This is a genomic window from Balneolales bacterium ANBcel1 (assembly GCA_029688905.1).
GTDB lineage: Bacteria > Bacteroidota > Rhodothermia > Balneolales > Natronogracilivirgulaceae > SLLW01.
In genome coordinates, this window is sequence record JARULB010000005.1 from 298,334 (window position 1) to 317,845 (window position 19,512).

A 19,512-nucleotide genomic window follows, 5' to 3' on the forward strand; every position below is an offset into this window, starting at 1 on the left:
CATGCAGTACCCTAACGGTATCGGCAACCCAAGACCCTCCACAGAATGAATATTTTCAATAACATAAAACTCAGATACAAGATCCTTGTCTTCCCGGCCATTTTTGTGCTGGTGGTGGGTGTGATCTACTATACCACCCAATGGAGCAACGAGTCCGTTGGAAGGGAATTGGATACGGTTCAGTATTCGCACATTCCATACAATGATCTGACCAATCGCATGACGGCCACGCAAAGGGCGGTTCAGCAATCGTTTCAGGACGGAGTCGCCGCCCAGGACATCAACCTGATCGACAACACGGCTGCACTGGCACAGGAGTTTCGCCAGCTTGCCGACAGTGCCCGCGCAATCAGGGCCGATAACAACTACGAGTTGCTGGATCGCACCGTAGAGTCGTTCAACCGCTATTATCGGCACGGTGTAAATTCGTCAACATTGATGATCGAGGACGACTACTCGGAGAATGTCAGCGAAAGCGTCCAGGCGATGATCGGTGAACTGGAAGTGCTCCGGGATCTGCTCGAGCAAATTTCGAGCGTTGAAATGCATCAGGCGTTTGAAAACGCCCGTGGCCATCTGGCGGAATTGCGTCAAACGATCAATATGGTGCTGTTCGTAAGTCTGGGTTTGTTTGTCGTCATCTCACTGCTGTTGTCGCAGGCCATCTCCGGAGCCTTGAAGAAAATGGTAGATAACATCCTGAGGCTGTCCGACGGACATCTGGACATCAAGGTGCCGCAAAAGTTTCTCCACCGGAAGGATGAGATCGGCGATATTTCCCGTGCGGTGGATGACCTGGTCTCCAAACTCACGGAAGTGATCGTCGGGGTGCAAAATGAGTCCAACCACATCAATGAGATCAGTCGTCGACTCGAAGAGACATCCTCCCAGATGGCAAAAGGGTCGGGTGAACAGGCTTCTTTTGTGGAAGAGATTTCGAGCACCATGGAGCAGGTTTCTGCCAACATCAACCAGAATGCAAGAAACGCCCAGGAGACCAACAGCTTGTCTTCGGAAGCCAACACCAAGCTGAAAGATGTCGGCAGCAGGTCGCAGGACGCGATTAACGCCAACAGAACCATAACAGAGCGGATCAACCAGATCAGCGATATTGCGTTCCAGACCAACGTCCTGGCGTTGAACGCGGCTATTGAAGCCGCGAGGGCAGGTGATGCCGGCAAAGGGTTTGCCGTTGTGGCCGAAGAAGTTCAGATGCTTGCGGAAAAGAGCAAAACGGCGGCCGACGAGATTGTGGAACTCACCAAAACCGCCTACAACCTGGCCAACCGCGCCGGCGAGGTGATGTTCGAAACCATTCCGAAAATCGACAAAACCTCTACGCTCGTACAGGAGATCTCCATGTCGAGTGATGAGCAAAGCAAAGGCGCCGACCAGGTCAACCAGTCGATTCAGCAGCTCAGCACACTCTCGCAGCAGAGCGCTGCCTCGAGCCAGGAGCTTGCCGCATCCGCGGAAGACCTGATGAACCAGGCCGAGCGTCTGAAACAGTCTATTGCCTATTACAAACTGGGCGGACTCGCCCGGCAGCAGAACGGACACAAGCCATTACAGGTTCAAAAACCGCAACCAAAAGGGATGAACGGCCACTCCAAAAAGCCGTCGCCTGAAAAGGAAATTGCTTTTGAATTGAACTGACCAAACGGGAAATCTCTCCCACCGATCTGAATAACAGGCGCGGCGGGCCGGGTATATGTTCCATTACCGGCTCGTCCCTCTCCTGCCGAAAAGCAGCCGGTCGAGGAATGATTTCCTGCAACCCGGGACAGGATCTCCCTCAATAGCCGGATGTTCTATTGGAAGCGTGATGCCCTCTTCGATACATGTCTGCATGGTCGTTGGGGGCATCGTCGTTTTAGAGACCCTGTAAAAGCCTGATTTGCCGCACCCGGCAGGCTTTTCCGAAATGGTTTTTTGGTGATTCCGCTCAAGAGAAAGCCCGCCCCCCTTGAACCATTCCGGATTCATCGGTATTCTTTGCAAAGAAAACCAAAACCGGTAGCGCGGTTAATCCTCCATCATCAAATTGTACCTGTATGGCCTCTGACTTTTCCCGAATCGCCATAGTAACCGGTACCACTTCCGGTATCGGTGAAGCGGTGATGCGCTCCTTAATTGCCAACGGCTACGGTGTTGTGGGCAACGGCCGGACTGTCGAAAAACTGAACCAACTCGAGGCGGAACTGGGTGCCGCGTTTCACGGGGTTGCCGGAGATGCGTCCGACAGCACCGTCATCCAACAACTTTTTGAGGCGGCCGAACAGCATTTCGGCCGGCCGGCCGACACGGTGGTCGCCAATGCCGGACGGGGCATGGGAGGGTCGGTCAAGGACGCCGACCTCTCGGAGTTTGACGAAGTTCTCAACATCAATGTCAGGGGCACCACGCACCTGCTGCAACAGGCGGCGCGAAAGCTGGTTGATCTGCAAAAGGATCGGTACCCGGACGCTGCAGCCGATATTGTCATCATCGGATCAACGGTCGGGCGGCTTATCTCCCCGTTCAGCAGTGTTTACGGAGCGACCAAGTTCGCGGTTCATGCCCTGGCCGAAGGCCTTCGCCGAGAGATCGGCCCGAGTGGGGTACGTGTAACCCTGGTGGAACCGGCTATCGTGATCAGCGGCTTTCAATCCGCTGCGGGATACAGCGACGAGCTGGTCCGTACGTTCCATGACAAATTCGGCCCGTTGCTGCAGAGCGGAGACATTGCCAACGCAATTCAATATGTGGTCGATCAGCCGCCGCATGTGCATGTCAGCGACATTATGGTCAGACCGACACGGCAGGATTACCCCTGACAAGAAGCTGCCTATCTTTGCCGTTTATACAGAACGACCACTTGCAAATGACCGGCACACCGCATCTGACCATAACAAAAGAATCCGTAAATTATCTGCCATTAACCGGCATGCCGGTGTAATCGATGACATGTAGCAAACGGACGTTTGTTTACGCTGATTTTGTAGCAGTTTTTACGGTCAGGCTCTGTGGCCCGCCGCTCCCGGACTTTCCTGCTATTCACCTCATAACATACTCCCGACCATGTACTTCAGCACAACCGACGACAGCATAGACCTGCAAAAAATCCAGGACGACATCGGTTTTTTACACGACTGTTACACCGGGATGCTCCGGGATCTGGGAGAAGAGGAGGTCATTCGCCATCTCGAGGGGGATCATTCAGCAGAAGCGGACCCCGACAAGGTCAGCAAAGCGTTTTCCCTCTATTTTCAGCTCATCACCATCGTTGAGGAGAACGCGGCCGCCCAGCTTCGCCGAAAGCTGGAAGACCAGCACGGAATTTCACGCATCTCCGGACTGTGGGGCCGCATCCTTCCGGATCTCGAAAAAAGGGGACTCCCACCCGAGACCATTGCCGGAGAGCTTCGCAATGTGCGCATCGAACCGGTTATGACCGCCCATCCAACCGAATCGAAACGGTCGACGGTCATTGACCAGCTCCGCGCCATCTACCTGCTGATGGTGAAGCGCGAAAACCAGGTCTGGACGGAAAACGAGAAACTTCAAATAGCCGAGGATGTAAAGGTGGCCCTGGAGCGCCTGTGGCAGACCGGTCAGGTTTTTCTGCAAAAACCTGCCATCCAGGACGAGTTGCGCAACGTTATGCACTATCTGAAGAATGTGTTTCCGGTGGTGCTGCCTCTGCTCGACCAGCGGTTGAGAGACGCCTGGAGTGCTACCGGTTTTGATCCTAAACTCATCGAGAACAGAAATCAGCTTCCCCGTGTGTCGTTCGGGAACTGGGTAGGAGGCGACCGTGACGGCCACCCCTTCGTCACCAGTGATGTAACCGCACATACGCTTCTTGAGTTGCGCAGAAACGCGCTCCGCATGATTAAATCCGACCTGGTTGACCTGGCCCGGAAAATCAGTATTTCCTCTCGCGAAGCACCCGCTCCATCCGCTTTCAAAAACCATCTGGAGATCCTGGCCGACCTGTGCGGGGAAGCGGGCCAAAAAGCCATGGATCGCAATCCGGAGGAGCCCTGGCGACAGTTCGTCAACCTGCTGATCACCCGGCTTCCGCTGGATGATGACGATGAGCCGCTGCTTGAACTCGATCACCCCCGTTATTATACCAGAACCGAAGAGCTGCTGGAGAATCTTGACCAACTGACGGATTCTCTCCGTGAAATCAATGCCGGTCGCATCGCCAACTCGGATGTTGACCCGATCGCGCGGAAAGTTTCAACGTTCGGATTCCACCTGGCATCGCTGGACATCCGCCAGAACAGCCGGTTTCATGATGCCGCACTTTCACAGCTGATGGAGGCCGCCGGTATCCCCGACGCCGAACATTTCGCCGACTGGCCGGAGGAGAAGCGGCTTGAGTTATTGAATCGTGAACTCGAAACATCACGGCCGTTTCTGCGGCACCGGCACGGTATCGGCAAGGAGGCCGACGCAGTGCTGGCCTGCTACCGGGTTCTCTACCGGCACGTGCGGCGATTCGGCACACGCGGCATCGGCGCCCTAATCGTCAGCATGACCCGCAGTCTTTCCGACCTGCTGGTAGTATATCTGCTGGCCCGGGAAGCCGGACTCCTGGTCACCGGCGAAAACGGTCTGGCCTGCCTGTTTTCCGTCGTACCCCTGTTTGAAACTATCAATGATCTTGAACGGGGCCCGGATATCCTGGACTCGTTTCTGCAACACCCGGTCACACGCCAGAGCCTGTATCTCCAGAGAACCCTCTCCGACGGGCGTCCCATTACCAGAGAGATGCTCACTCTTTCTACCCGGACGAAAAGCAGCGATTCAGACAAGACCATTCAGGCCGACAGGCAGCTCGAAGAAGCAGGAGAATCAGGTGAATCGAAAACCGGTCAGCCTGATCTCTACCAACAGGTGATGGTGGGTTACAGCGACAGCAACAAGGACGGCGGTATACTTGCCAGCCTGTGGAGCCTCAATGTCGCCCAGCGCCGCCTTGCCGAAGCCGGCCGCAAACACGGAATACGCATCCGGTTTTTCCATGGCCGGGGCGGAACCATCAGCCGGGGCGCCGGTCCGACCCATCGTTTTATCGCCGGGCTCCCCTCCGAAACCATCCGGGGGGATATGCGGCTGACCGAGCAGGGGGAAGTCATCTCCCAGAAATATGCCAACAAGCTGACCGCGCTCTATAATCTGGAGCTGCTGCAAGCCGGTACGGCCGGACTCACACTTGGTGCCTTTGACATCGGCGAAAACCCGGAGCGGCCCGGACATCACGAAACGGGACAAAACGGCGAGGGTTCCTCTTCCGGAAATGCTGCCAGCGTGCGCCGGGGCAGCTCCTGCAACGACCTCTACCAGACCCTTGAGCCCATAATCAAACGCCTGTACGACAGCAGTCTCGAACGCTATCAAAGCCTGGTGCGCTCCGACGGGTTTGTCTCGTTCTTCTCGCAGGTCACGCCCATCGACATCATCGAATCGAGCAGCATCGGGTCCAGGCCCGCGCGCAGAACCGGCAAACGAAGCTTTGAAGATCTCCGGGCCATACCGTGGGTATTCAGCTGGAGCCAGTCGCGTTTTTTCCTGACCGGCTGGTACGGGGTGGGCCACGCGCTCGAAATCCTGCAGAAAGAGGACGCCGAGTCGTTCGAAACCCTCAAAAACCATGCGGTTGATTTCATGCCGTTCCGCTACATCATCACCAATGCCTCATCGGCAATTGCGCTGACCGACACCGAAATCATGCAGTGGTATGCAAACCTGATGGCCGATCGCGATACCGCAGAGCACTATCTGAAACGGATCACGGACGAGTACCACCGCACCCGCCGAATGCTGGAGATTCTCTACGGCCATGAGCTTCATGAACGCCGGCCCCGGATGTACACCATGATCGGCTTCCGGAACGAGCGGCTGAAACCGCTGCACCGGCTGCAGATAGATCAGCTCAAAACCTGGCGGGAACTCAAGCGGAACGGGGAGAATGAAAAAGCCGACGTGATGCTCGAAGACATGCTTCTGGTGCTGAATGCCATTGCCGGGGGACTCGGAACCACCGGGTGACGCCGGCATTATTTCTGTAATCAGCTTTTTTTTATATTAACGAGATGGGCAAACATTTGTCGGCGCGACCTCTTCGTCAAGCTATTCAGACAGATCCTGCCCGGCCAATAATCCCGCTGGGAGCATCACAATATGTGGCCGGAGTCTACACTTATTTCTGTGGAGGCCTCCCTCCTCTGATTGATCCCTTTAAAAATCATACCCATGAAAATCGTTTTGTCGACCCTCCTCACACTGCTGATGATTACCGCTTGCAAGCAGCAGGATGCCATACAGGCAGATTCCGGCACCGACCCGGAAGCCGCACAACAGGTAACAAAAGAGACCGCACGGCTCCTCGCCTATCCCCATACGCGTCAAAGTGACACCGTAGATCACTATTTCGGCACTGCGGTGCCCGACCCCTATCGATGGCTGGAAGATGACCTGTCGGATGAAACCGCCGCATGGGTCAAGGCACAGAACGAAGTGACGTTTGACTACCTCGAGCAAATTCCTTTCCGCGAGCAAATCCGGCAGCAACTCACAGAAGACTGGAACTACGAACGTCAAAGCGCACCAACGAAGTACGGGGATTACTACTTCTTTTCGCATAACGACGGACTCCAAAACCACTCCGTAATCTACCGAATTGCCGATCTCTCGGATCTTGAAGACGGCGACATCCAAAGCCGTGCGGAAGTATTCCTGGATCCCAACACGTTTTCGGATGATGGGACCACTTCGCTGGCCGGACTCAGTTTCACCAACGACGGCTCACTGGCTGCTTATGCCATATCGGAGGGAGGCTCCGACTGGCGGAAGGTTATTGTCCGCAACACCGCCACCATGGAACAGATTGGCGACACCCTTGTTGATGTCAAATTCTCCGGTATCTCCTGGTATAAAAACGAGGGCTTCTACTATAGCAGTTATGAAAACCCCGACGGAAGTCAGCTTTCCGCAATGACCGACCAGCACAAGCTCTACTTTCACCGGATCGGCACTCCCCAAAGTGAGGACGAGCTGGTTTTCGGCGGCGAGGAAACCCCGAGACGCTATGTTGGCGGGGGAATCACCGAAGATCAGCGGTATCTGGTGATTTGGGCGGCTGAAAGCACCACCGGCAACGAGCTCTACGTAAAGGATCTGGAAGCCGGATCCGGTGAACTCATCCCGATCATCGACAATTTCGACAGCAATTACACGGTGATTGATACCGATGGCGACCGGCTGCTGATCCACACCAACCGTGAAGCCCCTAACTACCGCCTCGTAGCTGCCGATATCAACAATCCGGCCCCGGAGAACTGGGTGGATATCATTCCGGAAACCGATCATGTGCTTACGGTTAGCACAGCCGGCGGATACCTGTTTGCCAGCTACCTGATTGACGTCCAGACGGAAGTTCGCCAGCTGGACTACGACGGCAACCTGGTTCGTGTGGTGGAGCTCCCCTCGATCGGTACCGCCGGTGGCTTTTCCGCCAGAAAGGAGGAGCGAACGCTCTACTATGTGTTCACCTCTTTTACCTACCCCTCAACCATTTACAAGTACGATACCGAAACCGGGGCCTCCGAAATGTACTGGATGCCCGACATCGATTTTAATCCGGAGGAGTACGTTACCGAGCAGGTGTTTTACGAAAGTCCGGACGGCACCGAAATTCCGATGTTCATCACCTACAAAAAGGGGCTGGAGCTGGACGGCACCAACCCCACCTACCTGTTCGGATACGGTGGATTCAATGTGAGCCTGCGGCCTTCCTTCAGCATCAGCCGGCTGATCTGGCTTGAGAACGGCGGCATTTACGCCCAACCCAACATCCGTGGCGGCGGCGAATACGGTGAACGCTGGCATCATGCCGGGATCCGCACCAACCGGCAAAACGTGTTTGACGATTTCATTGCCGCCGGTGAGTACCTGATCGACAACGGATACACCTCCAGCGAGCGGCTGGCCATTGCCGGAGGTTCCAACGGGGGCCTTCTGGTGGGAGCGGTGATGACGCAGCGTCCCGATCTGGCGGCCGTTGCGTTTCCGGCTGTCGGTGTGCTCGATATGCTCCGTTACCACACCTTTACCGCCGGTGCGGGCTGGGCGTTCGACTACGGCACCTCCGAAGAGAGCGAGGAGATGTTCCAGTATCTGCTTGGCTATTCCCCTGTGCATAATGTGAGGGAAGGCACCGTTTATCCGTCAACCATGATTACTACAGCCGACCATGACGACCGTGTGGTGCCGGCGCACTCCTACAAATTTGCCGCTGAGCTTCAGGCAAAACACGCCGGCGACAATCCGGTAATCATCCGGATCGAGACCCGCGCCGGACATGGCGCCGGGCGCTCCACCGAGTCGGTGATCCGCGAGTGGGCTGATCGCTACGCTTTCGCCTGGTTCTCAATGGGAATCCATCCTTTCGCAGAGACACCCTGAGAACCGAAGCACCACTATTACAATCTGAAAAGATGCCTTCAAAACCGGGCAGGCAGGTGATCTGAGTTACCTCCTCCATCTTCAATAAAGTACCACCGGTTGGGAGCTCCGCCGAGGATGAAATCCACCCGGGGCTTTTCTTCCCGCAGCTCGTCCAGCCGATGTTATAGCGTGCCATCAGGCGGGCGTGATTCAGGGTTTTCGTATGCCCCTACCGGCGGTGCCGCGCCGCTCATTACGAACGGTGCCACCAAAACTGTCCGTATGTGAAAAAAATCGCTGCAGCTGTTTTATCTGAAACATACGGTCATTCCTGGCAATCGTTGATTATTTGTAAGAATGATGCCGTTTTGACCGATGAGCCGCACTACCGATGAGCCGCACTTTTTTTTGCACGTTGTCCTCCACACAAACCAATACCTGACAGCGATCCCCTCTGCCGATACAATCTCGGAGGGGCTGGTTACGTCATAAACACAGGGTACACGGTACGAAGGGATATGCCTCCCGTCTGTTCCGTGCCCTGGTTTCTGCAGCACGAACGGCTGTGGTACACATATTCAAACGGTCCGCGAACTCAACCGGAACCATTTTTAATCACCAACACTCTTATGGATGAAGCTCAACCCGTAATAACCCAGGAAGGTCTCTATACCAATGGATGGAACGACGAGATCCATGGCGAGGTGTACTGGCGAACCCTGTTCAGTGCCGGCCGTTCCCCGACAAAGAACCTGACTGCCGGCATGGCGGAAATCCCTCCCGGCAGGGAATTCAAGGCACACCGGCACAAACAGACGGAAATCTATCACATTACCGGCGGCAACGGCGAAATTACTATCGACGGATTTGTCCAGAAGGTAGCTCCAGGATGTGCCGTATACATTCCCGGAAATGCCGTCCACTGTTTAAAAAACACCGGAACAGAACCCCTCCGGTTTTTCTATACCTTTGCTGCGGATTCCATCGAAGAGGTGAAATACCATTTTATCGCCGAACATGATGCCGGGGAAGCTTTGTGATACCGTGCATCCGTTATATGGGTGCATAATTTGTAACGAACGGAGTGATCAGGGCAAAAGTCGTGGCTGTACCGGCTCATCGGATATCGTATACATATCGGGCAACCGGTCGAGGAATATGATTTCATCCTTCTCATAAAACCGGATAAAGTCCTGTTCGGCCGGATGTCCGGGGTAGGGGGTATAATAGTGATCGACACGGTCTGTGGCCTCGTGAGCGTTTCTCCAGACCAGCACGTAGGAGATACGGGCGGCAACTTCGTCAGCCATCAGGAGGGGATAAAGCGTCTCGGTGAACCAGGTTTCATTGCGCAGCGCCTCGTTTCCAGTCTCGGTGAAAGCGGTAATCATCCCGCGCTCTTCGGCATATTCCACCAGTGCCCGCATGCTTTCAATATATTTTTCCCGGTCGAGGCTATACATGTCAAACCCGACCAGATCCACGTAATCGTCACCCGGGTAGCGCTCCAGAAACTCATCCATACCGGTAAAATCGCCCGGCGAGTGGGCCCAGATCAGATGATGCAGCCCTTTTTCATCACGCAGGTATTCGACCGTATACCGCCACAGCTCGATGTATTCCTCCGGGGTGCAGTGGTCGGCGCCCCACCAGAACCAGCTGCCGTTATGCTCATGCCAGGGCCTGAAAATTATGGGGATAAACCGTTCCTCGCCATCAACAACTGCCGTCAAATCGTTTGCAAAATCCGCAAACGTATCCAGCCATTCGTTGAACATGTCGTGATTCTCACCACCGGGAAGGATGGTGGCGACGGGACGTCCGTCGGTATCCCAGGCATCACCTCCCGTAGCCGGATTGTTCACATGCCAGCTGATGGTGTTGATCCCGCCGAGTTCAAGCGCTTCACGAATCCACCCTTTCAGGTTTTCGAAATTGACCGCATCCAGATTCTCCTCTGCGCCCAATTCAAGGTCACCGAGTTCCCAGCCGAACACTGCAGGATAGGATCCGGTCACTTCCTTGACATCCGAGCGTCCCGGCTCATTTTTCCAGTGAACCCCATAGGCCAGATCATCCTGATGTCCGAATAAAATATGGTTCTCCCCGATATCTCTGAGGTTGAGAAACAGCGCCTTAGTTTCAGCAGTTGCGTCAGGATCAACCATCGCAAGCGGTTGAAACGGAGGGGGCTCCGATTCGGGTTCACAAGCCGTCAGCCCCGTCAATAGAATACCCGTGATAAGGATTACAGCCCATCTGATTATTGCCATCTTTAGCCTCACATATTTGAAATTGACAGAAAACAGGTCCGGCCCGGCACGCCAGGCAGCCGGTAGGAATAGTCGCATACACTCTGAATTAATCAATATGATTGAATAAATTCAAGGAAAAGATTTCCGGATTGCAAGTAGCGACTCCGGGACAGATCGCGAAAAAAAGTCTCCGGCAGTCATCATCCGAAAAAAAAAGCGGGGCGTGAAAAAAAGCTGCAAATGGGGGCCGCGGACTGCCATCCATCCAATATAAATGCGAAACCGGCACTGCGAGTGTCATAAAAACACTTAAGCAACACTTCTGTGCGCCCGATAACAGGGTAGATTGCAGTGAATCGAAAATAAAACCAGGGTCACGAGCCTCTTTCGAGTGGCATGGTTTTTGAAACTTATGGGGTTGTTTCGTTGCCCTGTGGGGCACACGCTGTTCTTTTTTGGATATCAGGTATGAAGCAGGATGTCAGGCTGCTCTGTTTTTTTTGCCGCACGGTTAAGTGAGCTTCGGAAAGAGTCGGGGGGATACCACCATTCCGTGGTTTTATTCACTTCAGGCGGTTTAACAGGGCCGATAAATCCTGTAGCCGGTATATCTAATCCTGTACATTATCAAAATCACGTTTATGAGAAAAAAAGACAATGGAACCTTTTCCGGTATTACGGAATGGGGCAGTAACTGGACAATCAGGAAAAAACTGATGGCCGCATTCAGTGGAGTGGCGGTTATCACACTTATTGTGGGTTTTATCGGGCTGTATGGGGCATATCAGGCCGATCGGAGCATCGATAACATCGGAACAGAACAATTGCCGGCGGTAGAACAGTTGCTGCGTATGGAGGTAGCTCTGGAGCAGTTGGTGGGTATCACTCGGACTCTGCTTACCCCGTACAATAGCCGTGAGGAGCGTCGGGCTTATTATGAAGAGTTTGCCCGGCTGCGCCAAACCTATCAAGCGGCACTGGGCAGATACGAATCCTTGCCAAGAACGGCAGAAATGGAACGGGAGTGGCAGGGTTTCAACCGCTACATCCCGGAGTGGGCGCGGGTCAACGATGACATTTTGCGTCTGCACCGGCAACTGGACGACATAAGCAACGAAGACCAGGCAGAGGAGTTACGAAGCAGAATTGCACAAATGACGCTAGAAGACTCCTACGGGCTTCAAACGCAGGCTACCGGCCATCTGGCAAATCTGGTTCGCATCAATACTGCTGTGGCAGATGAAGTGACCAGCCGCGCCGTTCGTTTATCCAATATTATCCGTACTCTTACCCTGGCCGCCCTGATTGCGGGTTTTGCCATCGCGCTGCTTCTCGGTGGCTATATCAGCCGTGCCATCAACAATGCCCTGCAAAAGATCATCGACGGACTCAGCAGCGGCGCCGAGCAGGTTACGGCCTCATCTACACAATTGTCATCTGCCAGCCAGCAGCTCTCGGAGGGAGCCAGCGAACAGGCTGCCAGCCTGGAGCAGACTACCTCCTCCATGGAAGAGATGGCCTCCCAGACAAAGCACACCTCCAGTAATGCCAATGAAGCGGAACGGGCAATGAAAGAGGCCCAGCCTATTATTGAGAACGGCGTACAGGCGATGAAGCGGATGTCGGAGACGATGGAAGAGATCCAGACTTCCTCCATGGAAACTACCCGCATCATAAAAACCATCGACGATATCGCTTTTCAGACCAATTTGCTGGCGTTGAACGCCGCTGTGGAAGCGGCGCGTGCCGGTGAGGCGGGCAAAGGGTTCGCGGTAGTCGCCGAAGAGGTACGGAATCTGGCTCAGCGAAGTGCCGAAGCGGCCAGAAACACATCGGAACTCATTGAAAAGTCGCAGTCCAGTTCCCACAGGGGATCGGAGGTCGCGACGGAAGTTTCGGATAACCTGGTGCGAATCAAGGAGAGCATCGACAATGTCAGTACCCTGATTATTGAAATCTCCGCGGCCAGCAAGGAACAGGCAACCGGCATCTCGGAAATGAACAGTGTGATGGCGGAAATGGACAAGGTGGTACAGACGAATGCCTCGAACTCCGAAGAGACGGCCAGCTCCGCCGAAGAGCTTTCATCCCAGGCCAGTGAGCTTAATCAAATGGTGGACATGCTTGTAGCCCTGGTCGGGTCGAAGAACGGAAACAGCTACAACGGACACCATACGGGTAAATCGACCGGCAACGGTTACTCTCGCGGCAATTCCTCCGGTTCAAACGCTCACACATTGCTTCGTCCACAGCCATCCGCTGGTCAGGGTTTCCGTGAGCCGTACGGACGAAACGGAGGTAACGGCACTCGCAAAAAGAATCAAAAAGAAGCCAGGGAGCTGATTCCCCTGGACGATGGCGATTTGAGTGATTTCTAATCCTCAGGCCGAACCGGCACATCGCGGTTACGAACGGGCTTGAAGAGGCGCTCGCGTTTCGGCGTACGCCACTGGATTGATCAAAAAAATTGCGAACACATGTCCGGGTTTTCGGGCGGGTTCGTCATGCTGTCAGAAGTTGTATTTCAACGAAGCCATCACCAGGTTGCCCGCATTCGCGAATGCCGAGTCGTCGCTGCCGGCAAAAAACTGGGCCAGAAGCTGCATGTCCAGGTTCTGGAGAACCGACCATGTCAGTGATGGTGACAGGAATACGGAGGATTCGTCAGGATAAAAAATCGCGGCAAGCGATCCGTCCAGCAGTGGATGAACGGGGTAGGTTGCCTGTGCGGTGAATTGATAGCGGGAGAAGGAAGGGTTGTCGGGAGTAAGCGGCTCGGCCAGCAGCGAGAATGTATCCATCCCCCCATCCTTGTTGTACAGCGCTTCGGTCACAAGAAACAGGCTGTTCGAGAACATGTAGTCGATGGAGGCCGAGGCGATGAGATTGGTTGCCCGTGAGCCGTCCGTCTCGTTGATGTCGGCATAAAACATCACCTCTCCCTTGAACCCGGCATCCCTCAGGTTACCCGCCCAGCCGGCACCGGTGGTAAACCGCTCGCGATAGTATCCGCCGATCACCTGGATATCGTAACCACGGGTATTAAAAGAGTACAACATGGCCGCCACACTGTTTTCCAGATTTCGGGCCGGACTCACGGCCAGTTCCATCCGGGAGCTGAAACCAAGAAATCGCCGGATCCTGATGGCGTCGCTGCCCGGCCGTTCAGGATAGCCGAAGTCGTAGAACGAGTAGATGTTGAAGATGTCGTTGGGGTTGGTGATCATGTTGACGCCCCAGTTCACTCGTTGCCGGCCGACACGAATATTCCAGGCACCCCGGTCCCATTCGGCATACAAACGATCGGGGATATGGTGCAGCACCCAGCTGTTCTGCTCGGTTATCATCCAGGAAAGATTCACCAGTCCGTCGTCGGTATCAATACCGGCCGCATACTCCGGAAAGTCCCGGATGAGGTCCCCGCCAAAGATTCGGGTTCGCATTTGCCAGTGAAAACTCAGATCCGATCCGGCATCCCACCTGACGTTGAGCCGGTTTTGCAGGCGATACTCCATCCAGGTGTCGCTGCCGACCGGTTCCGGAAGATCCGCGGAAATGCGTACCGGCATGCCTTGCAGATACCCGCGGATTTGAAGGCGGTCACCTGACCAGGCGCGCAGCTCCTCCGCACCCGCAATCCAGACCAGAAGAAGTATGGCCGGGATCACTATGCGAAACGGTACAGGACGGCGCGGCAGGATGCTTCTCCGCTCACACCGGGTGTCGGGGCTACACATACAAACGGGTTCACGATGATGCGGCATGGTTCTTCTCCTCGTGACGGATTTCATCCCCATCCACGGCACCATCCACCATGGTAATTACCCTCCGGGCCCGGTCTATGACCCGCTGGTCGTGAGTGGAGAACACAAAGGTGACATCCTGTTCCCTGTTCATGCGGCTCATGATATCCAGCAGATTCATGGCCGACTCGGAATCCAGATTGGCGGTCGGTTCGTCGGCCAGAATGAAACTGGGTTCGGAAGCCAGGGCCCGGGCAACGGCAACGCGCTGCTGTTGGCCTCCCGACATCTCCTTGGGGCGCGCATCCTTGCGGTCGCCGAGTCCCACCTTGTCGAGCAACTCATCGGCACGGCGATGCATCTCCTTTTTATCGCGATTTTGCAGCAGCATGATAAACGAGACATTTTCGCGTGCGGTGAATACCGGGATCAGGTTATAGTGCTGGAAGACAAAACCGATATTCCGGAGCCGGAAATCGATCAGCTTGCTGTCTTTCATGCCGGTTATGTCGGTGCCGTTGACAATCACCCTGCCGGAGCTCGGCTTGTCAAGTCCACCGATCATGTTGAGCAGTGTGGTTTTACCGGAACCCGACGGACCCACAATGCTGGTGAATTCGCCCGGTTCGATGGTGATGGAGACATCGCGCAGGGCATGTACCGGGACGGTGTCCGGATTGTATACCTTTGACAAATTTTCCGTTTTTACAAGTGCCATGATGGTTCATTTTGAGAGTTATTTGAAAAAACCGGTTTCCGAAGCCTGCCCGATACCGATGATGCCGCTGACGGCAGCACCCGGCGTCGGGCGGCGGACTGCACATTTCAGGAATCCCTGGCCGCCTCCAGCGGTTTGATACGGACCGCCTTCATGGCCGGATAAAACGATGCGAGCAGGGTAATGATGATCACAATGACAATGACGGTTACAAAATCGGTGGTCGTCATGAACGGATAGATCATATAATCGAAACCGACCATGGCGGCTCCATCGGCAAACATTTCCAGGTTGATCCCGGTTTTGCCGAGCCGCATGATGCTGAGCCAGGCCAGCAGAATACCCGCGAAGGCGCCGGTCATGGTAAGTATGGAAGCCTCGAGCATGATCATACCGAACACCCGGAGTTTGCTCATTCCGATTGAAAGCAGCATGCCGATCTCTCTCATGCGTTCGAACAATGCCATGAGCATGGTATTCAGGATGCCAAATCCCAGCGCGATCATGAAAATCACGGTCAGGATAATGACCATGAGTCCGCCCAGCGCGACAATCATGCTGAGTTCCGGAGAGAGTTCCCGCCATGTCTGCGCGTGGATTCCTTCGAATTGATCGTTCAGTTCGGCCACCAGGGCGTCAGCCCGTTCAACATCCTTCAACATGATCCCGATTTCGTGGGAAACCGGCTGATCGGCGAGCAAATCCAGCAGATCGGCGGATCGCACAAAGATATTCCGGCGGTCATAATCTGATGAAGCCGATTCAAAAAAGCCGGAAATGAAAAAGGAGCCGGAGGTCAGCTCGCCATTCATATTCTCGAAGGTGAGCACAATCCGGTTTCCGATGCGCATGTTGTGGTCATCCGCCATAATCCGGCTGATGATTACGGCATTGCGCATTCCGGTGTCGAGATATTCGCCCTCGACCATATTCTCGTGGAACCGGGTAGTTCGCGTTTCGGTCTGCGTGTCAATACCCCGGATGCGGACTCCGGAGGTTTTTACCGGAGATTGCAGCATCCCTTCGGTGATGGTCCGGGAGGTGTGCGATGCGACATCGGGATGATCCTTCAGCCATGCGGAGACGTCATCGTGGTTCGGTATGTAGTTCCAGGGGAAGAGATCGGCGAGAAATTCCGGGTGATGGACCTGGGCGTGCGTAACCTCCCGTTCGATCATGTAGTCCATGCGCTGCTGAAGCAGTCCGTTGGCCCAGCCGACTATCAGCAGGGCGGACCACAATCCGATCGTGATGGCAGCCAGCATGACGCCGCTGCGTGCCGGATGGCGCCAGATATTCCGCCAGGAAATGGTTATCAACGTTTTCATGTGGTTAAAATTTCTGATTTGTAAGGTCAAATGATATCGAACGGCAATGCACCCTCTTACCCCGCAAGTCAAACGGTGGCAGCCATATTCGTGTCATGTCAGCTCCTCGCTGCATCAAGAATATTCAGCCGGGATATTTTTACCAGTGGAAATAGAAACACCACCATGGCGATCAGAAACACATAAAAACCCTGCATGTAAAACTGATCGGCGGCAAAAGACATGGGCAGCAGCGGTTCAAAGCCCATGTCAAGCAGGGCTACGGCGGCATCCCCGCTCAGCCGGATCGGATTGATGAGCCAGAGAATCCCCCAGGCCGCCGCCATACCGGCCAGCACACCGATGATACTGATGAAGAGCGTCTCGAGGAAGACTACGGCACACAGGCGCCCGCGCTTCATCCCGATCGACAAAAGTACGCCGAACTCACGGAGTCGCTCCATGGTCATCGTCAGTACCGTTCCCAGAAATCCGAATCCGATGACGATATAAAGGACAAGCGTGATAAACCGCGGACCGGCAAGGTCCAGCTCCATCAATTCCAAAAGTTCGGGCATAAGCTCGGGCCAGGTCAGAACAACCAGCTCCCCGTCTTCAAATTCACTTTTCAACGAGGCGGCTACGCTGCCTGTCTGCCGCTCCCGTTCCGGAGAAATCAGCAATGCGGTGAGGTGGTCTTCTGCAGATAACAGCCACTGCGCGCTTTCCAGAGGCATGTACACCGCCATGTTGTCCAAATCACGAATCGGATGCCGTATCACGCCGGAAATTTCAAACAGGCCGCTGGCCGACATGCCAAACCGGCCCTGCCCGATCAGGATCAGGGTATCCCCGGCTGCAAGCTGCAGGCGGTCGGACAATCCGCTTCCAATTACGACAGCCTGCTCTCCCGGCTCAAAAAAACGGCCGTCATCCAGATAGTCGCGGAAGTTGTTAAAGCGATGCTCTTTTTCCAGGTCGACGCCCAGCACTACCGAACCGCGGGTATACCCACCGTTGGCGGCCAACATGAAGGTTTCGATTCTCGGAATCAGATGTGTGATACGTTCATCCGCGCCAAGAACCTGATCGCGGATCTCCTCGTCGTAGTAAAACGCATTATCGAGAGACGATTCGTCATCAAAACGGTAATCCTGCAGCTGGATATATCCGGTACTGAAGCTAACCGTGCGATCGATAATCATCTCATAACTGCCTCGGTTTACCGACTGCATCATGATGGCGGCAATCACGGCAAAGACAATGGCGGAGACGGTGATCAATGTGCGTCTGCGCTTGCGCCAGATATTTCGCCAGGCGAGTTTGATATAGATAAGCATGGGATCGGGGGCTTAGCGTTGGCGCTGCATATTCTGCTGGGTAAAGAAGCGGCGGTCGATATCAATATCGAATTCCAGTTTCTCATAGACCAGGATGGTCTGTTCATTCTCCTTGCCGGCAGGAATTACCGTAATCCGGGTGGGTATTTCGCGGTCATTCATGGTGCGAATCTCATCCAGCTTCATGGTATTGACCAGCTCCTCCTGCTGGTCGTAGTTCTCAACACGCAACTGAACATACGTGTCGGTGCAGATCCACATTTTTACCTTGCCCCAGACGATCGGGGTATCGGGTTTGGGGATAAGGCGAATGACCCAGGCGTTTCTGCCCTCATACTCCCCGGTCCGGAGAATCTCATGCTCAAAATCCTCAACGGTGTCGGAGTCGCGCACCAGGTCGTCGTTGGTGAAATCGGACCCCATCCAGGATTGCGCCATCATGGAAGACGGGAGACGGATGGTGCGGTCGATGCGCGGGTCGTAGTTCCAGATATCGTTTTCACGCATCAGAAAGGCGGTTCCCTCATCACGCGACGGCGCGGTGATGATGATCATGGAGTAGTCGCGGCCAAGCATCCACGAACGCATGGACACTTCCCGCTGGTAGCGGGGCCGCTCGATACGCATGGTCATTTCGGCGTAGTTGGAATTGCCGCGCATAACCTGCTCCATCCGGTCAATGATTTCGGCGGGGCCCTGACTCTGCCCCCGGGCGTCGGCTAACGGCATCGCAGCCAGCAGGCAGATCAGCAAAATGGATTTGGTAATAGTTTTGTAAAACATGGGATACTCCCTGTTCAGGTTGATCTGTTCTTTTTCTCCTTCTGATTTTTTTCCTTCCACTGCTCGTAATAGTCTGTTGTCATGAGAATCCGGAAGGTGTGGTCTATCACGTGCTCCTTGCGTTCCTCCAGGAACTTGTCGTACTGCTCATCAGTCAGTTCATAGGCTGTCTGGACCGAAATCCTGGAAATAAAAGCATAAGTGCACATCCCCAGCATGCTGACGGCCAGCTGACCCGCATCGACATCCGGATGGTAATGGCCCCGGGCCTTGCCTTCATCGATCTGATCCATGAATGTGGTAGCGCTGAGGCCGGGATGCCCCGGTTCTTCGCTTTTGCTGACCGGAATGCTTTTTTGTGCCATTTCCAGCACCTTGTGCGGATTTTTGGAAAACTCATGCACCACAAAAAGCGGAAGCCGCGGATGCGTAATCATGGTATCGTGATAACGCCGCACAAATGTGATGATCTGATCCTCAACATGCAGCTCCGGATTTCGCAGGATGACGGCTAGCGGCGCCATCAGCGTGGTATAATCCTCCTCGAAGATGACATCAAAAAGATGCTGCTTGCTACGGAAATAGTAGTGAAGCATCATCTTGTTAATGCCCGCTTCATCGGCAATCGCCTGCATCCGGGCACCCGCGTACCCGTCAATCTGGAAAATTTTTCGTGCCGCTTCTTTTATTGCTTGTTCCGTATTTTTTTCGACTTCACTCATATTTATTCTGAAATTGGCCCGTAAGCCTTATTACACTATGCAAATCAGTTAATCCCGCAGGATAATCCTAATGGTTCAACCAAATGGTTTATCCAAGTATAATAAACTTCCCGAATCGTGTCAATAGATTCCGAACCGTCTTTTTAAATTATTATTAAGGCAGGCTTCCCGTGTCGATGCAGTGAATTCCACCGGCACCGTCACC

General features: G+C 54.4%; 13 protein-coding genes. 6 read left to right on the forward strand and 7 right to left on the reverse strand.

What is annotated here, in order from left to right:
- The first annotated feature begins 45 nt into the window (after positions 1 to 45).
- The 5 genes from QA596_08925 (at position 46) to QA596_08945 (ending at position 9,479) form a co-directional block, all read left to right on the forward strand.
- On the forward strand, positions 46 to 1,656 hold the full coding sequence (locus QA596_08925; GenBank protein MDG5767584.1) for a methyl-accepting chemotaxis protein: 1,611 nt from the start codon (positions 46 to 48) through the stop codon (positions 1,654 to 1,656).
- A gap of 398 nt (positions 1,657 to 2,054) precedes the next feature.
- A complete protein-coding gene (locus QA596_08930; protein ID MDG5767585.1) occupies positions 2,055 to 2,816 on the forward strand; it encodes an SDR family oxidoreductase in 762 nt (253 codons plus the stop codon).
- A gap of 244 nt (positions 2,817 to 3,060) precedes the next feature.
- Positions 3,061 to 6,042, forward strand: a complete 2,982-nt coding sequence (locus QA596_08935; GenBank protein MDG5767586.1) for a phosphoenolpyruvate carboxylase — start codon at positions 3,061 to 3,063, stop codon at positions 6,040 to 6,042.
- A gap of 204 nt (positions 6,043 to 6,246) precedes the next feature.
- Positions 6,247 to 8,457, forward strand: a complete 2,211-nt coding sequence (locus QA596_08940; GenBank protein ID MDG5767587.1) for a prolyl oligopeptidase family serine peptidase — start codon at positions 6,247 to 6,249, stop codon at positions 8,455 to 8,457.
- 611 nt (positions 8,458 to 9,068) lie between these two features.
- A complete protein-coding gene (locus QA596_08945) occupies positions 9,069 to 9,479 on the forward strand; it encodes a cupin domain-containing protein (protein ID MDG5767588.1) in 411 nt (136 codons plus the stop codon).
- Between the two features lie 48 nt (positions 9,480 to 9,527).
- Here the strand turns inward: QA596_08945 and QA596_08950 are convergent, their stop codons facing one another.
- Positions 9,528 to 10,712 carry a glycosyl hydrolase gene (locus tag QA596_08950; GenBank protein ID MDG5767589.1) on the reverse strand — a complete coding sequence of 395 codons (1,185 nt, stop codon included), beginning with the start codon at positions 10,710 to 10,712 and terminating at the stop codon, positions 9,528 to 9,530.
- 623 nt (positions 10,713 to 11,335) lie between these two features.
- Between QA596_08950 and QA596_08955 the strand changes: the two genes are divergently transcribed.
- A complete protein-coding gene (locus tag QA596_08955; GenBank protein MDG5767590.1) occupies positions 11,336 to 13,072 on the forward strand; it encodes a methyl-accepting chemotaxis protein in 1,737 nt (578 codons plus the stop codon).
- Between the two features lie 132 nt (positions 13,073 to 13,204).
- Here QA596_08955 and QA596_08960 read toward each other — a convergent pair whose 3' ends face one another.
- The 6 genes from QA596_08960 to QA596_08985 form a co-directional block, all read right to left on the reverse strand.
- Entirely contained in the window at positions 13,205 to 14,431 is a 1,227-nt protein-coding gene (locus tag QA596_08960; protein ID MDG5767591.1) for a hypothetical protein, read from the reverse strand.
- Positions 14,432 to 14,441: 10 nt separating this feature from the next.
- The gene (locus QA596_08965; protein MDG5767592.1) at positions 14,442 to 15,155 is read right to left on the reverse strand and encodes an ABC transporter ATP-binding protein; all 714 of its coding nucleotides are present in this window, start codon (positions 15,153 to 15,155) and stop codon (positions 14,442 to 14,444) included.
- 107 nt (positions 15,156 to 15,262) lie between these two features.
- Positions 15,263 to 16,483, reverse strand: a complete 1,221-nt coding sequence (locus QA596_08970) for an FtsX-like permease family protein (GenBank protein ID MDG5767593.1) — start codon at positions 16,481 to 16,483, stop codon at positions 15,263 to 15,265.
- Between the two features lie 98 nt (positions 16,484 to 16,581).
- Positions 16,582 to 17,802, reverse strand: a complete 1,221-nt coding sequence (locus tag QA596_08975; GenBank protein ID MDG5767594.1) for an ABC transporter permease — start codon at positions 17,800 to 17,802, stop codon at positions 16,582 to 16,584.
- A gap of 12 nt (positions 17,803 to 17,814) precedes the next feature.
- Positions 17,815 to 18,585, reverse strand: coding sequence for an outer membrane lipoprotein-sorting protein (locus QA596_08980; GenBank protein MDG5767595.1), 771 nt, complete (start codon positions 18,583 to 18,585; stop codon positions 17,815 to 17,817).
- A gap of 14 nt (positions 18,586 to 18,599) precedes the next feature.
- On the reverse strand, positions 18,600 to 19,307 hold the full coding sequence (locus tag QA596_08985; GenBank protein ID MDG5767596.1) for a TetR/AcrR family transcriptional regulator: 708 nt from the start codon (positions 19,305 to 19,307) through the stop codon (positions 18,600 to 18,602).
- Between the last annotated feature and the right edge of the window lie 205 nt (positions 19,308 to 19,512).

Coding starts and splice junctions, on each gene's coding strand:
- QA596_08925 (MDG5767584.1), top strand. CDS start 46: ATGAATATTTTCAATAACATAAAACTCAGATACAAGATCCTTGTCTTC.
- QA596_08930 (MDG5767585.1), top strand. CDS start 2,055: ATGGCCTCTGACTTTTCCCGAATCGCCATAGTAACCGGTACCACTTCC.
- QA596_08935 (MDG5767586.1), top strand. CDS start 3,061: ATGTACTTCAGCACAACCGACGACAGCATAGACCTGCAAAAAATCCAG.
- QA596_08940 (MDG5767587.1), top strand. CDS start 6,247: ATGAAAATCGTTTTGTCGACCCTCCTCACACTGCTGATGATTACCGCT.
- QA596_08945 (MDG5767588.1), top strand. CDS start 9,069: ATGGATGAAGCTCAACCCGTAATAACCCAGGAAGGTCTCTATACCAAT.
- QA596_08950 (MDG5767589.1), bottom strand. CDS start 10,712: ATGGCAATAATCAGATGGGCTGTAATCCTTATCACGGGTATTCTATTG.
- QA596_08955 (MDG5767590.1), top strand. CDS start 11,336: ATGAGAAAAAAAGACAATGGAACCTTTTCCGGTATTACGGAATGGGGC.
- QA596_08960 (MDG5767591.1), bottom strand. CDS start 14,431: ATGTGTAGCCCCGACACCCGGTGTGAGCGGAGAAGCATCCTGCCGCGC.
- QA596_08965 (MDG5767592.1), bottom strand. CDS start 15,155: ATGGCACTTGTAAAAACGGAAAATTTGTCAAAGGTATACAATCCGGAC.
- QA596_08970 (MDG5767593.1), bottom strand. CDS start 16,483: ATGAAAACGTTGATAACCATTTCCTGGCGGAATATCTGGCGCCATCCG.
- QA596_08975 (MDG5767594.1), bottom strand. CDS start 17,802: ATGCTTATCTATATCAAACTCGCCTGGCGAAATATCTGGCGCAAGCGC.
- QA596_08980 (MDG5767595.1), bottom strand. CDS start 18,585: ATGTTTTACAAAACTATTACCAAATCCATTTTGCTGATCTGCCTGCTG.
- QA596_08985 (MDG5767596.1), bottom strand. CDS start 19,307: ATGAGTGAAGTCGAAAAAAATACGGAACAAGCAATAAAAGAAGCGGCA.